The sequence below is a fragment of the Coleofasciculaceae cyanobacterium genome, from assembly GCA_036703275.1.
Taxonomy (GTDB): Bacteria; Cyanobacteriota; Cyanobacteriia; order Cyanobacteriales; family Xenococcaceae; genus Waterburya.
Window position 1 is genome coordinate 1 of record DATNPK010000013.1, and the last position, 14,161, is coordinate 14,161.

Genomic DNA, 14,161 nt, shown 5'->3' on the forward strand with positions numbered 1-14,161 from the left:
TTTGCTGCCCGATCTAAAACAAGAGCATGAATGGTTGAGAAGCGAAGTTTATTCTCAATCATTGCAGCAGACATCACTCAATTTGTCTCGTGCTTTTATTAACTTCTTTGAAAAACGAGCTGGGTTTCCTAGATACAAATCAAAACACGGTAAGCAGTCTGTTGGTTTTCCTCAGTCAGTAAAAATTGTCGATCACGGATACCGCTTCGCATAATGGAGACTGGATCAAGTTACCTAAGATTGGATTAGTCAAGGCTGTATTTGATCGTCGCTATGTTGGCAAAATCAAGACAGTTACCGTCACCAAAGATAGTTCAGACAAATATTTTGCTTCGGTTGTTTATGAATTAGAAGCTTGTTTTATATCTGGTAACGGTGACAAGATAATCGGCTTAGATTTAGGAATCCTTGATTTTTGCATAGCTCATGATGGAAGTAAGACTAGTAAATATGCTAATCCTAGACACTTCAAGAAGCATGAGAAAAATCTGGCTCGTAAACAACAGAAATTAGCTAGAAAACAAAAGGATAGTAAAACCAGACAAAAAGCTAAAAAATTAGTAGCTAAGGTTCATGCGCGTATCAGTAATGCCCGTCAGGATTTCTTGCATAAGCTAAGTAGAAAACTGACCCAGATAAGCAAAGTCGTTGTGGTAGAAAACCTCAGCGTAAAAGGCATGGTGCGCAACCATAAATTAGCGCAGCGCGTACGCGCTGCGCGTCGTCTTAACGACGACTGGGGAAGCTTTGCTTCCCGCGCAATATCTGATGTTGGATGGGGGATGTTTGTAAATTTTCTGAGTTACAAACTAGAGCGTGAAGATAAACGTCTAGTTGAGATTGACAGATTTTTTCCTAGCTCCCATATCTGCCCTGATTGTCTAACTCCAACTCCTAAAATGGATTTGAGTATTAGAGAATGGATTTGCTTGAACACTTCATGTGGCAAAATCCATGATCGTGATGAAGCCGCAAGCCGAAATATCAGGGCAGAAGGTATCAGAATTATAAAGACGGATGGAACAGCTGTCTCTGCTAGTGGAGGGAGTGTAAGACAAGACCGAGGACGAAAGACTAAGGTAATGCAGCACCCAGCGAAGCTAGAAACTCATGTCTTATCAAAGATTTAGTGTGAGTAGTTCATGAAAGGACTTAGGTTAGATCTTAAAGCGCAATAACTACGGCAAAATTAAGCTAGAAATCGAATCAAAAACCTAAATATAGAAAACCGCCCGAAAAATTTTCGAGCGGAGTGTGGTGTGAGGAGTGAACGGAAACTTTTGTCTCCGCCCTCTTTATTCTAAAATAGAACTTTAAAATTGCCAGAATTTTCTTTGGTGGTAAACCGAAACTTGGGATTTTTGTAGAGATTAGTTACAAAATAATATTTGAGCAAAAGGTATGCAGAATAAAATTGAACGTTTAGAATAACCTGGTTGAATCGATCGCAATGTGTTAAAAAAATATTTATGATAAAAATGTTATCTAGAACCAAGATTGGTTCTGAAGGAAAAGCCGTTCTGCTCTCGGCGATCGCTTTTTTTATCTTGACTCTAGGTTTAACTCTGCACCGTCATTTTACTTTTTACTCATCTTACGATCAAGGAATTTTCAATCAGGTTTTTTGGAACGGTATTCACGGTAATTGGTTTCAAAGTACTCTTTCTTCGCAACTCTCAACTAATGTAATTCACGCTGGAGAAGTTCCTTATGTTGGCTATCATCGTCTAGGACAACATTTTACTCCTGCGTTGTTGCTCTGGTTGCCAATTTATTATTTGTTTCCTTATCCTGCTACTTTAACTGTCTTACAGGTAACTTTTGTCACCGCGGCAGGACTTGTGCTTTATCGTTTAGCCAGACAATATTTAGATAGCGCGATCGCAACTCTAATTACTATTAGTTTTTATGGTGCTAATGCCATAGTCGGTCCTACTCTCGGGAATTTTCACGATATCTCGCAAATTCCTTTATTCGTCTTTAGTTTGTTGCTGGCGATGGAAAAACGCTGCTGGTGGCTATTTACTATCTTAGCTATCTGTGTTTTGGCAGTTCGAGAAGATAGTGGTATTACCTTATTTGGCATTGGCGTTTATTTGGTTTTAAGCCGTAGATATCCCCGCTTAGGTCTTGCAGTATGTTTTGGTAGTTTGTTGTATGTTCTAGCCCTAACTAATGTAGTTATGCCGCTGTTTTCTGACGACATTTCCAAACGGTTTATGTTAGAAAACTTTGGACAATATACCGAAGGAGATCAGGCTTCTACTCTAGAAATTATTGCCAAAATGGTTACTAGTCCCAGACTGCTGCTAAGAGAAATATTTACACCTTTTGCTGACACTTTTAAGTATTTACTAGGGCAGTGGCTACCTTTAGCATTTATTCCTGTAGTTGCCCCTGGTGCTTGGATCATCTCTATTTTTCCGCTCTTAAAATTATTTCTCAGCCAGGGAGATTTAGTCTTGAGCATTTCCATTCGCTACGCCATGAGCGTTACCCCTGGATTGTTCTATGGTTCAATTTTATGGTGGGCAGGACAGGGTTTGAGGAAATTCGACCAGGCGATCGCACTTTGTCAACCACGCAAGCTGCGTCCTAAGTTTCGGCGTTTCTGGATTTTTTGTATTTGTTTGTCAATTTTTTTCACGATCACCTCAAATCCGAGTGATACTCTATACTTTCTAATTCCCACTGCAATTAAACCCTTAGTTTATGTTTCTGCTCCCGAACAGTGGCAACATACTGAGAAAATTCAAGCTTTATTGGCTAAAATACCAGATAATGCCAGCGTTTCTGCTACTACCTTTATCATTCCCCATCTTTCTGGCCGCAGAGAAATAATTCGTCTACCAGGATTACAGATAAAAAATGATCGCCAAGAAATACATCAGGTAGATTATATTATTGCTGACCTTTGGCACAACGAACGCTATCAGGCTGTCTTAACTGATTTGCGCAACAATCTGAAGATCGTTGCTGAATCAATCGCTCTAGCTTTAAAAGAAGGTCATTATGGGATGATCGAGTTTGATGAGGGCATAGTTTTATTACACAAAGGCGTAGAATCAAATCCTGAAGCATTAAATCAATGGCAAATTTATTTTGAGCAGGTTCAATCTTTAGTTGATTAAAGGAATTGTAAAAAGCTAATAGCTTTTCAAGATGCGATCGCCATCGGTTTTCCCGTAACATAACCCTGAACGTAGTCGATGCTAATTTTACTAATATGTTCGAGAATTTGGTCGTTCTCCACAAATTCAGCGATGGTTTTAATTCCCATTAAATGGGCTATTTCGTTAATTGAGTTAACAATTGCGCGATCGCATTCCTCATTAAGTATTGCCTTAACTAAGTTGCCATCAATCTTGAGAAAATCGATCGGTAAAGTTTTTAGATAAGAAAAAGAAGACAGTCCACTGCCAAAGTCATCTAGAGCAAACTTTACGCCCAAATTTTTCAGAGCGAAAATAAATTTTTGAGCATTGCTAATCTGAGCAATTGCTGCCGTCTCACTAATTTCAAAGCACAGACAGTCCCCAGGAACTTCTGACTTGAGGATTAGATCGATAGCAAAGTTGGTAAATCTTTCATCGTTAAGACTCGCCCCAGACAGATTGATTGAAACTAAATCTTGTCCAGCCGCAAAATACTTACCGTATGAGTTTAGGGTAGCTTCTAGAACCCAGCGATCCAGTCTGGTAATTACGCCATAACGTTCTGCTACAGGAATAAATTCTTCTGGAGTAATTAAGTTGCCCGCACGATCTTTAAGACGTAGCAGCAGTTCATAATGCCGACGTTGCTTACCATCATCGACCAGCGGTTTAATTAACTGTTTAACTAAATAAAAGCGATTCTCTTGAATAGCTTGAGATACGTTAGCAATATGTCCCATGTAGGTTTGCTGCAAATCAAGCTCTCGATCATTGTTCTCGAAAATATAAACCCGACCTCGACCTAAATTTTTGGCCTGATAGCAAGCTAAATCCGCACGGCTTAATAATTCGGCAGCATCAGTAGAATTATCCTGGATGCTCACCATGCCAATGCTAACTCCTACATCAAATTCAACGGTTTTCCAGGTGAGACGATAGTTATTGATCGCTCTAATTAATTGTTCACACACCTGTTCAGCTTCGGCGATCAAACATCCTTCCAGTAACAAGCCAAACTCATCTCCTCCTAATCTACCTAAAGTATCTTCCTTACGAATCAAACTTTGTAACAGCTTTGCCAATTCTGACAAAAGACGATCGCCGACTTGGTGTCCTGCTGTATCATTAACAATTTTGAAGCGATCGAGGTCTACATAGCAGAGAACTGATTCTGTGTGATACTTTTGCGCTTTTTGGACAGAATATTTCAGCTTTTCGTTAAATTCGCGACGATTTAATAGACCTGTCAGGTCATCATATGTTGCTTGATAGGCAATCTTTTTATAAAGATTTTGTTCGGCGGTAATCTCTTGCTTTACGCCGCGATAGCCCAAGAAATTGTTTTTGCTGTCAAACAAAGGTTTACCATTAATTTTAAAGATTCTAATTCCATCATTTTTATCCTGAAAACTAAAAGTAAAGTTTTTAAATGGTTCTCTGGCTTTGGTAATACGTTCAAATAGTTTCCAATCAACATCCAGTTGAGAATTGTTTTGATGTAGCAGAGGAGGATAGCTGCCCTTCATTTGTGAAGGTCTTAAACCACACAAATCTCCAACATCGCCAGATATATACGAGTATCTCAGTTGCTCATCTAGCTCCCAAAAAACGTTCGCTCCTGCTTTGGCTAAATCCTTGTATCTCTGTTCATTCTCTTGCAGAATTTTATTCGCCAGCTCATGCTTTCTGCCTTTTTCAATCAGCAGTATAATTGCTAACAAACTGGAAAGCAAAATAAAGCCAACCAGAAAAATAAGCATTCTGTATTTAAGATAAGCTGGTGGCTCTAGATAAAGCAATTGGCTATGCTCTGGTAATAAATCAAGCTTAATGTTGTATTTTAGCAACTGCCGATAGTCAAATACCCAGCGATTCTTGCCTGTCAAGATCGGACCAACCTCATCAGGTTTGGCCCCGCTTAAAATTTTGTTTGCCAGCTCGACTGCTTGCCAGGCATGATAGTCGGAATCAAAAATTTTTCCACCTACTGCGCCTCTACCTAAGCGAACAGCATCATTCGTATATATAGGATTAGGAATTTGTGACTGCAAGATTTGCGTATCTAGCCTGGGATCGATTAAGGTTTTTGAGGAACTATCTGTTAGCAGTTGACCCAAAATTAGAACAGGTACATTATTAGGATATTTACCCAATCGGGCGACTATTTCTTGAGGAACTAGATCGTAAATTACTTTTATTTTTAGCGATTTGTTAGCAATCTTTTTAACTGCTTCAATCTGCGCTAATTCAGCTTGACTCATCTGGGTCGTGTTATCGATGATAATGATGGTATCTGTCCAAGTCTGTCGTGTTGCTTCTAGAACCGTTTCTACCACAGAATGGTTTTCCATTACCCCTGTTAGCCAAGGTGTATCAAATAACTCTTGCCGTAAATTGTCAATCCCGAGAAACACGACGGGAATGTTAGGAAAAAACTTTTCCTGCTTACGTAACATCAACTGCAAGCTGGGATCGTCTATAACCATCAGTAAACTGATTGGGATACGCTGATACTTTTTATTGATATAGTCAATAAATTCTTGTCCGTGTTCTAACTGGGGATGACGTTTGCTATCGAGAAATTCATGATACACATTGCTGCGATCGTCTATTTCCGTAAATCCCTGTTCGATACCTTCATGTTGTTGCTTTACCGAAGATAATTCTGAATGATAGGAATGAATTACCAAAATATTGTCTTCAGCGTTAATTTTCGTTACGCTGAGATTAAGCCCAAGCAGGCTATAAATCAGGATACCGCCAGATCTTCTAGAGCAATAATTAAATATGCCTACGATACTCTTCAGCAATCCGCGACTATATGACATCGATTATAAGTAAATCGGTTGAATGTTTACAAAATACCGAAATGTAGCGAAATATTCCAACAAAATAATATTAAATAATTAGACTAATGGTCAAAAGCGAAATTGACCAAGGTTAAAGGTAATTTGACTCTTTTAGGGGTTTACTGGATTAATCATGGGTTTTTACTGCGCTAGTAGTAGATACGGTTTAGCCGTCTAGTGCATAAGCATCCTTCGCTTTGCCCAAAGCGAAAGAAAGAGAATGATGCAGATTTTTTCCTGATTGAGTCACAAAAACAATCAATGCAACTAAAGCCAAAATTGCTGCCAAAAAGAATATGCCTCGGTAGCCTCCTAGTATAAAAGAAAGAGAACCAAGGATTAAACCACCTAGAGCAATACCGACATCAAAACCTCCCATACACAAAGCAAAAACTTTGCCTCTTTCGTTGGAGTATGAACGGTCAGAAATCAGCGCCAGAGTTAGTGGAATCAGTATGCCAGCACCAGTACCCTCGGCGATCGCCGAAAAGAGAAACATAGTAGGAGTACTAGCTTGAGTTAACAATACCATCGAGATGATATAGCAAATCAGCGCACCACTGATAAACAAACCACGGCCATAGCGATCGCTTGCCTGTCCGACAAATAGACGGACGGAAAAAGAAGCGATCGCCACTGCGGTATAAAATAAACCAACGTTAAAATTGAGCTGCAACTCGGTGATGAACAAAGGGAGGAAAGCCACCAGCGTGCCAAAAACCAAACCGATTAACAGCAAGATAATAGTTGGCACAATTAAGCCTGGATCTTTAGTTAGCTGCCAAAAATCGCGACGAATTACACCCGATGCTGCTTGAGCTATGGTTGCTGGTAAAGATGTTTCTTTAATCTGATTAGACAGGGCAAAAGCCAGACCACCGCAAATCGCTGAAATTGCAAACAAAACCTCATAACCCGTACCTTCAGGAATATACTGTTTACCACTATATTGCAAAAATCCGCCCAAAGCAGGGCCAACAGACATCCCTGTTGGTACGGCTAGGTTCATATAGCCAATCAAAGTCCCCCGATGCTGAATCGGTGCTAAATCTATGACCAAGGCACTATAGCCAATAGTAAAAGCAGCAATACTAATGCCATGAAAAGCTCTAATCAATCCTAAACCTAAAATTGAATGAACCGATAAATAAAATATGGGCGCGATCGCTGCTACTAGTGTACCAATGAGAATGACTATTTTTCGACTGCGGAGATCGGCTACTTTGCCTAACCAAGTTCGAGAAGCGATTAATCCAATCGCGAAGCAACTCATGACTATGCCTACCTGTTGCGTATTACCTCCCATAGCCTGAATGTAGGTTGGTAGAGTGGGTAATAATAAAGTTATGCTTATCCAAAAGAGCAATCCTGCGGCAAACAGGTTGATTAGCTTTTGTTTTGTTGTTGATTCGAGAACTTTCCAAACTTCCACAAATATTTTAAAGAGAAAAACTACTAGTTTAGTTAATCTAACTTAATACAAGGGAAATAGAGATCGTATTTGTCTAATGTATAGAGATTTGAGAGACAATTTTAAAACTCTATAGATTAAATAAAGACGCGATTTCGCGCTTTGCGTACCCTTCGGCTCGCTTGTGTACTTAATCCAGCCAAAATAACTCTAAAAAGTGGGCAGATATTCAACTTGTTATTAGAATTGAGAAGACTATTTTTACGATTGAATTAATATTGCCAACTAGTAATTAATTATTACAATCTATTCAAGACACTATGAATAAATTATCTAATACAAACTTAAAACAAGGTCTAGGATTTTTTACAGCAGCGATTGATGCTGCTTTGATCTATGGCTTTAGTCAAGATATGTCTGATATAAAGTTATTTATACTCAAGCTATTATTAACTATTTTTATTAGTGCAGGAATTTGGTTAATAATTTGTTTTATAATTGACAAAATTGAAACTTCTGCTTAGTCAGCAATTATTACTTGAACGATAAAATTTATTTATCCTAGCGATCCGTTTTGTTTTCTATAGATTTGCAAGCGATCGCTTTATTTTTGACTCAAAAGTTAGTAGTTGCTCAAAATAAAATTGCCAGATTATTGTTAATGCTACCCTCTCAAAATTAGCGAGCAGATAGGGATAGTTCATTTTACTGTCGAATAAAGCTGGACTACTTGGTAAAGTTAGGGCAGAAGCAAAAACAGAGGAGCAAAAAAGCTGAGAAGCTCACCGCTAAAATATGACAACTGCGATCGCTACTAAATTAAAATCGGTTATTGATTCCAATACCAAATTAGTCGAACTAAATAATGCTGATGTCTATTGGCAAACCAAAATCAATCAGGCAAGAGTAAAAGTTAATCAGCCAATCTATTTATTATTTCCTCAGACAATAGAGGCTTTAGCAAAAATAGTCAACCAGGCATCTCAACAGCAATGGCGAATCTTAATCTGTGGTAATGGCAGCAAATTAAACTGGGGCAAGTTAAGTCAAGATATTCAATTAGTAATTAGTCTGCAAAAATGCGATCGCCTGATTGAACACGCGGTAGGAGACTTGACGGTAACTGTCGAAGCAGGAATGAAGTTGAGCGATTTACAAGCTATATTGCGATCGCACAATCAGTTTTTACCAATCGATCCTAGTTATGCCGATGCTACTTTGGGGGGAATTGTTGCCACCGCCGATACAGGAAGTTGGCGACAGCGTTACGGTGGGGTGAGAGATTTATTATTGGGTTTGTCTTTTGTCCGCGCAGATGGAGCAATTGCCAAAGCAGGAGGCAGAGTAGTTAAAAACGTGGCGGGTTATGATTTGATGAAGTTATTTACGGGAGCTTATGGTACGTTAGGCATCATTACTCAACTAACCTTTCGTACCTATCCTTTGATTGCCACTTCCCAGACTCTTCTACTCACAGGAAAAGCCAATCAGACTGCTCAAATCAGCCAAACCATTCGCAATTCTGGTTTGACTCCTGTAGCAATAGATTTACTTTCGACTGGGGTAATTAAACAATTAGGCTTAAATGCAGAAACTGGCTTGATAGTAAGGTGGCAAACTATTGCTGAAAGTATCAAACAACAAATTGAACAGGTACAGGCGATCGCCAAGCAGCTAAATATAACCATTAATAATTATCAGGATCAAGCCGAAGCCGACTTGTGGCAAAGGTGCGCTGCCATAACTAATATTCCCAAGTCAGATACGGCAGTTACCTGCAAAATAGGCATTACTCCCACTGCCGCCGTAAATTTTCTACAATTAAAGCAGGTGATTGAGGGTAATGTTGCAATTAGAATTCATGCCAGTAGCGGTATTGGGCAACTACAGCTAGATGCAGATAATGCAGATAGTCAAACTATTTTAGCAATGCGATCGCATTGCCAACAAAACCACGGCTTTTTAAGTATTCTCGATGCACCAACAGCACTCAAACAAAAAGTCGATATCTGGGGTTATTCAGGCAACGCGCTCAAAACTATGCAAGCCATCAAAAACCAGTTCGATCCACAAAATATTTTAAATCCAAACCGCTTTTTAGTTTGATCGACAACTATAAAAAGCTAATAGCTATTAGCTATATAAACGATAATTTCTTAACAAAATACCGATCAATATAATGACTAACTTTGATGCCAAAAATCCTCCTCAACCAGCACTAATAGATGCTTGTGTTCACTGTGGTTTTTGTCTTTCTACTTGCCCCAGCTATCGAGTAATTGGCAAAGAAATGGATTCTCCTAGAGGCAGAATTTATTTGATGGATGCTATTAATCAAGGAGAGGCGACTATTGACACTACAACCTCTCAGCATTTTGATTCTTGTTTGGGTTGTTTGGCTTGTGTGACTACCTGTCCTTCGGGAGTGCAGTACGATCGGCTAATTGCCGCTACTCGCCCTCAGATCGAGAGAAATCAAACCCGCAATTTATCCGATAGATTGATTCGAGCTTTAATCTTTAATCTGTTTCCTTATCCCAATCGTTTACGCAATTTTTTGCCCCCTTTATGGCTATATCAAAAGTCAGGCTTACAAAAGCTGCTGCGTAATACAGGAATACTTAAGAAACTAGCCCCACGTCTGGCAGCGATGGAAGCAATATTACCGAAAATAACTGATAGTTCATGGCGCGATGATTTGCCCGATGTAATTCCTGCCCAAGGCGAAAAACGCTATCGAGTAGGATTGGTTTTGGGTTGTGTGCAGCGGTTATTCTTTTCTCCCGTCAATCAAGCTACGGCTAGAGTATTAGCTGCTAACGGTTGTGAGGTGGTAATTCCTAGCACTCAAGGCTGTTGTGCGGCTTTACCTGCCCACCAAGGACAAGAAGCCCAGGCACAAACCTTAGCTAAACAGATGATTGACAGCTTTATTGACGAAAATTTGGACGCGATCATTATCAATGCTGCTGGCTGTGGGCATACTCTTAAGGAATATGGTCATATTTTGGGCGATTGCCCTGAATACAGAGAAAAAGCGGAGCAGTTTGTCAGCAAAGTCAAAGATGTCCACGAATTTTTAGCCGAGATTGAGTTAACTGTCAAACTACATCCATTAACCTCAGGGGAATTGACTCTGGTTTATCAGGATGCCTGTCATTTATTACACGGACAGAAGATTAGCGCACAACCCCGTCAGCTACTAAGAAAAATTCCTGGAGTAAAACTACGTGAGCCTCTAGATGCCAGTTTATGCTGTGGTAGTGCGGGTATTTATAATATGTTGCAGCCAGAAACAGCCGATGAATTAGGTAGGCAGAAAGCTGATAATTTGATTAATACGGGAGCGAGTGTTATAGCCTCGCCTAATCCTGGGTGTTCTTTGCAAATTCAAAAGCATTTGGAATTAAAAGGTTCGCAAGTTAAATTGCTACATCCTTTGGAGTTATTGGATCATTCGATTCGGGGTGAGCAGATCTGAATTTTGTCAATTTGAAGAATTAATAAAGTCCCCTAAAGGATATGCCCGTGCATGATTTGCCCTAAAGGATTCACGGATAAACCGCACTCCGCCCTTCGGTCTCGAAGCTTATCATGCACGGACTAGCTTCGCGTCGCAAGTAATGAACGCACCCCATAGCAAATGGTTTTGGTCTGCGCTGTCTAGTCTTTAGCTGGATAAATAAGAATAGATATAGTTGTCGTATTTATCTTAGATTAATTTTCTCTAATTTGTCCTGTATTAAGTTCTGTCGCCAAAATTAATAACGCATTAAGAATTGACGCTGCTGCGGGAGAACCGCCTTTTCTACCTTCAATAGAAATTTGCGGAACGTTTAATTTGGCTAAAGCCTGTTTAGATTCAATTACAGAAACAAAGCCCACGGGAACACCGATCACTAATCCTGGTATGACTGAGGAGTTAGGCAGCTGCTGACACAGTGCTAAAAGTGCGGTGGGTGCATTACCTATTACATAAATAGCTTGGGGATATTGCGACCAACATTTTAGTAAACCTGTTTCGGTACGAGTTTTTCCTGATTCGGCAATTTTAGCCTGTTCAATTGCCGAAATGATTGGATTATTAAAAGTTTTGGCGACTAAATTACGAATTCCTTGTTTTACCATCGTTACATCAGTCACAATCGGCACTTTCTGTCGCAAAAGAGCGATCGCCGAATCGATTGCCCCAGGACTAAATCTTAACAAGTTGAGATATTCAAAATCTGCCGTGGCGTGAATTACCCGCCTGGCGATCGCATATTCTTGATGGTTAAGATTATGTTGTCCCACTTCGCGATCGATAATCGCAAAGCTTTGCTCGACGATAGGATGGTTTAATTTGTTGTTTGAGGAATTCAAGACTAAATTATTGACCAAATTTAACCACTGCCCAATCAGATTCACGGTTATATTGAATCATATCTTCAAACTTGCGTAACTGCGCCTCTTTAACGCTGAATTCTGGTAATTCGCTTTCTACAAGTCGGTCATTGATCTGCGACAGCACAATACAAAGGCGATCGCGATTTAAACTATTTGGGATATCTTTGAAATATCCCAAGGTAATATGAGCTGTTAAATCATATTGTTGCTCAATTCCTAAACCAATCAATCCCGCATTTTGATAAAGAGAGCGACGCAGCTTTACAGTTGACTCATAGCTGGTTTGATCTTTTGGTACTAAACAAGCCATAATCGCTCTCGGTTTGGTTACAAGTCCCCATAATTGCCATGCCAAAGGCTCATTATTAGATTCAGCTTGATACTGTTGAAAACTAGCTGCGACTTGCTGCTGCAATTCTCGGTCAAAATTGGGGTTAGCTACAACGGCTTGACGATAACTCTCATCCCAAATCAAGTCAGCCAAGGTGAAATGAAAGCTGGCTGGCGGCAAAGGAACAAAAAAATCTGCTCCCAACTGTTGAAACAATTGCTGTTGTAATGTTTCAACCTGGGGATAAAAATTATCGTTAGCTTTATCTTCTCCTGCAACGGGAGTAATGACACTGTAGCCTGGAAATGATACTGCTTTATCATCGACAAATTTAGGCGACTGCTGAATGCTTTGTAGCTGCATGGCACAAGCACTCGGTAGGGTTAACCTAGCAACTCGATTAATGTACTCTTGATATGATTCGTCCAATTCTTGCTTACCTCTAATTCAATTGGACTCAATCAATAACACTATACTTGTAATCAATTGAGTCTCTTATCTTTATTATTGTGCCGTTTATCTAATATAAACCCAAGTTTTAATCATATTTTAGTTGAACTTTAAAAGTTGCTAAATACAAAGCATCGCCACTTCTGGCGATGCTTTGTGAATATCTACTAATCAATCACCAATTAGATAATATTGAATTTGCGTAGACCTAAGTATAGACCTGAAGCAATTCCAGTATACAACCCAATAATTAATAAGAAAGCGATCGCTCCACTCATTTGAAGATCTCCCTAAAGATTTTTTAAGCATTAAATTTTGTCAACCATTTTACCGCGAAACATGGCGTGACTAAAAATTTCAACAATTATCTCTCCATTTGGCTAAGTTGCATTATGGTTGCTAGTTGCTACTGCCAAATTTGATTTTCGTAGTATGCCGTGTGTTTTAAATATATCATGATTGTGATCGCACTAAAAAGCCAAAAAACTGATTAAGCTCAGATATGATAACTAAACTAAAACAGCAAAAATGGATGATATTTTTCAGTACTAGGCAATTTTGGGAATAAAACAGACTGCTTCACCCGAAGCGACCAAAAAAGCTTACCGTAACATGGCAAAAGTTTAGCATCCAGACCGCTATGTAAATAATCCTACTCTCAAAGCCAAGGCTGAAGATGAAATTAAAAAAATCAATTCGCACGATCAAACTGTGGCAAGGCAATTCTCTGAAAAATATGAGTTAAATCGTAGATTACTAGTTGCTAAGCTACAAGTTTTGAAGTTATACCTGATATTAAGCTTTTGTAATTCAGCTTTCTGGTGTTGGCAATTTTCTTAAAAACAACTTTTTGGCTTCTACTTCATATACTGGCAATCGCTATATTTTAGTTAATCGGATTGATGAAAAATGAAATATATAGACCTGCAACGAAGATTAAAGCAATATCAAGTCGCAGGGTTAGTCACAGTTAAATTAAATTCTTCTCTATCAGTTTTAGAAGCAGAGTATCAACATTGCTTACAATTAGGATTGTCTCAAAGTGACTTAGAAAGATTGACTTCGATTAAAAATTATGAACATTTAGATCTTGTTTCTTGTCTAGAGATTCAGGCTAATCCTCAGAATTTTCCCCTACGGATTATTAAAGCCAAAGCTTATAACCTAGGACAAGTTGACAATCTCTCAAAATTAAAATTAGCTTTTCCGATTTTCAAAAATCAGCAATACGATTTCCGCACTAAAGTTTCTTGGTCACAATGCGCTTATTCTATCGACCATTTAACCAAAGATTCTCAGGAATTTACTAAATTTAAACAAAATATTAAAGCATTTATTGTTGCGATTAAACAGCAGCAATATCATCAGCTAACAGGAGAGACAGCTAGAGAAGAAGCCTATGATGATTTATCAAACTATATTAGCTGGTGGAAGGGAGCGCAGTGGGAATATACTCTAGCCACCCAAGCCTCTACCTTGGATTTGTTAAAACGGGCTTGGCTAGAACAACATTTGGCCCAACATGATTTAAGTCAGTTGCTTAAATATAGCCCCATTGATTAAACCGAATTGAGATATC

General features: G+C 39.1%; 11 protein-coding genes. 7 read left to right on the plus strand and 4 right to left on the minus strand.

Annotated features, from left to right (window positions below; genetic code table 11):
• From V6C71_02445 to V6C71_02455, 3 genes are all read left to right on the plus strand, one after another.
• On the plus strand, window positions 1-214 hold a 214-nt coding region (locus tag V6C71_02445), incomplete at its 5' end, for a transposase (protein HEY9767351.1).
• Window positions 186-1,130: an RNA-guided endonuclease TnpB family protein gene (locus V6C71_02450; GenBank protein ID HEY9767352.1), complete on the plus strand. Its 945-nt coding sequence runs from the start codon at window positions 186-188 to the stop codon at window positions 1,128-1,130. The genes V6C71_02445 and V6C71_02450, both read left to right, overlap by 29 nt.
• A 339-nt stretch (window positions 1,131-1,469) precedes the next feature.
• On the plus strand, window positions 1,470-3,131 hold the full coding sequence (locus V6C71_02455) for a DUF2079 domain-containing protein (protein ID HEY9767353.1): 1,662 nt from the start codon (window positions 1,470-1,472) through the stop codon (window positions 3,129-3,131).
• Between the two features lie 26 nt (window positions 3,132-3,157).
• Here the strand turns inward: V6C71_02455 and V6C71_02460 are convergent, their stop codons facing one another.
• Window positions 3,158-5,983, minus strand: coding sequence for an EAL domain-containing protein (locus V6C71_02460; GenBank protein HEY9767354.1), 2,826 nt, complete (start codon window positions 5,981-5,983; stop codon window positions 3,158-3,160).
• Between the two features lie 187 nt (window positions 5,984-6,170).
• On the minus strand, window positions 6,171-7,436 hold the full coding sequence (locus V6C71_02465) for an MFS transporter (GenBank protein ID HEY9767355.1): 1,266 nt from the start codon (window positions 7,434-7,436) through the stop codon (window positions 6,171-6,173).
• A gap of 299 nt (window positions 7,437-7,735) precedes the next feature.
• On the opposite strand from V6C71_02465, the gene V6C71_02470 reads away from it, so the two are divergent.
• The 3 genes from V6C71_02470 (at window position 7,736) to V6C71_02480 (ending at window position 10,896) form a co-directional block, all read left to right on the plus strand.
• Entirely contained in the window at window positions 7,736-7,939 is a 204-nt protein-coding gene (locus V6C71_02470) for a hypothetical protein (protein HEY9767356.1), read from the plus strand.
• A gap of 271 nt (window positions 7,940-8,210) precedes the next feature.
• Window positions 8,211-9,521, plus strand: coding sequence for an FAD-binding oxidoreductase (locus tag V6C71_02475; GenBank protein ID HEY9767357.1), 1,311 nt, complete (start codon window positions 8,211-8,213; stop codon window positions 9,519-9,521).
• A 73-nt stretch (window positions 9,522-9,594) separates the two neighbouring features.
• Window positions 9,595-10,896: a (Fe-S)-binding protein gene (locus V6C71_02480; protein ID HEY9767358.1), complete on the plus strand. Its 1,302-nt coding sequence runs from the start codon at window positions 9,595-9,597 to the stop codon at window positions 10,894-10,896.
• 236 nt (window positions 10,897-11,132) lie between these two features.
• On the opposite strand, the gene V6C71_02485 is transcribed toward V6C71_02480, so the two are convergent.
• Together V6C71_02485 and V6C71_02490 are read right to left on the minus strand one after the other, a co-directional pair.
• Complete coding sequence (locus tag V6C71_02485; GenBank protein ID HEY9767359.1) at window positions 11,133-11,777, minus strand: cobalt-precorrin-8X methylmutase; 645 nt, start codon at window positions 11,775-11,777, stop codon at window positions 11,133-11,135.
• 7 nt (window positions 11,778-11,784) lie between these two features.
• On the minus strand, window positions 11,785-12,561 hold the full coding sequence (locus tag V6C71_02490) for a DUF1868 domain-containing protein (protein ID HEY9767360.1): 777 nt from the start codon (window positions 12,559-12,561) through the stop codon (window positions 11,785-11,787).
• 930 nt (window positions 12,562-13,491) lie between these two features.
• Between V6C71_02490 and V6C71_02495 the strand changes: the two genes are divergently transcribed.
• Window positions 13,492-14,145, plus strand: coding sequence for a hypothetical protein (locus V6C71_02495; GenBank protein ID HEY9767361.1), 654 nt, complete (start codon window positions 13,492-13,494; stop codon window positions 14,143-14,145).
• Window positions 14,146-14,161: the final 16 nt, after the last annotated feature.